Annotated in this window: 1 protein-coding gene; it reads left to right on the top strand. The window is 66.2% G+C overall.

Annotated elements, in window-relative coordinates:
* Window positions 1-1,238, top strand: a 1,238-nt coding sequence (locus tag QZM35_RS38075) for a type VI secretion system Vgr family protein (protein ID WP_301777787.1), incomplete at both ends; no start/stop codon positions are given.

The raw sequence follows: 1,238 nt of genomic DNA, 5'->3' as shown, positions 1-1,238 counted from the left end.
CATCACAAGCCGGACATGCACCTCGAGACGGCGATCGTCGTCGGGCCGCAGGGCGAGGAAGTCTATACCGACGAGTTGAACCGGATCCGCGTGCAGTTCGTGTGGGACCGCTTGAATCCGGGCAACGAGAACGCGTCGTGCTGGGTACGCGTCGTGCAATCGGATACGGGCGGCGGCTACGGCGGCGTGCACGTGCCGCGCATCGGCGAGGAAGTGCTGATCGACTACGTCGGCGGCGACTGCGACCGGCCGCTCGCGGTCGGGCGCGTGTACAACGGCGCGAACCAGCCGCAATGGCATACCGACGGGATCCTGTCCGGGTATCGGTCGAAGGAGTATTCGGGCGGCGGCTACAACCAGCTCGTGATGGACGACGCGACCGGGCAGAACCGCGTGCAGCTGATGAGCAGCAGCGCGAACAGCCTGCTGCATCTGGGCTACATCATCGACCAGAACGGCAATTCGCGCGGGTCGTATCTCGGCAGCGGCTTCGACCTGCGCTCGGATGCGTATGGCGCGGTGCGGGCGAGCCAGGGCCTGTACGTCACCACCCATCCGAAGGCGGCGAACAGCCAGCCGCTCGACGTGAAGGAAGCGCAGCAGCAGCTCGTGACGGGCGAGAGCCTCGTCGAGGCGATGTCGGGCGTGAGCGAGCAGCATCAGGCGGAAAGCCTGAAGGACGCGCAGGACACGATGCGCGCGTTCACGGATGCGACGCAGGACAGCGCATCGGGTAGCGCGTCGGGCGGGCGTACGGCAGGCGGCGGCACGGGTAACGCGAACGCATTCAAGGAGCCGGTGATGCTGTTCGGCAGCCCGTCGGGGATCGGGATGTCGACGCAGCAGTCGGTGCATGTGGTCGCGAACGATCACGTGAACGTGGCGAGCGGGCAGAGCGTGCACGTCGCGGCCGGCAAGTCGCTGATCGGGAGCATCGGGCAGAAGCTGAGCCTGTTCGTGCAGAACGCGGGGATGAAGCTGTTCGCGGGCAAGGGCAAGGTGGAGATCCAGGCGCAGTCGGACAACATCGAGGTGACCGCGCAGAAGGCGGTGAAGGTGGTGTCGGCGACGGACCGGATCGAGATCGCGGCCGATCAGGGGATTCTGCTGACGAGCGGCGGAGCATACATCCGGATCAAGGATGGCAACGTCGAGGTTCATGCGCCCGGGAAAATCGATATCAAGGGTGCGTCGCATACGTTCGCGGGGCCGGCGAGCATGGGGTATCCGCTGCCGAG

The organism is Burkholderia sp. AU45274, assembly GCF_030482505.1.
Lineage (GTDB): Bacteria > Pseudomonadota > Gammaproteobacteria > Burkholderiales > Burkholderiaceae > Burkholderia.
This window is presented reverse-complemented; position numbering and strand designations above follow the sequence as displayed.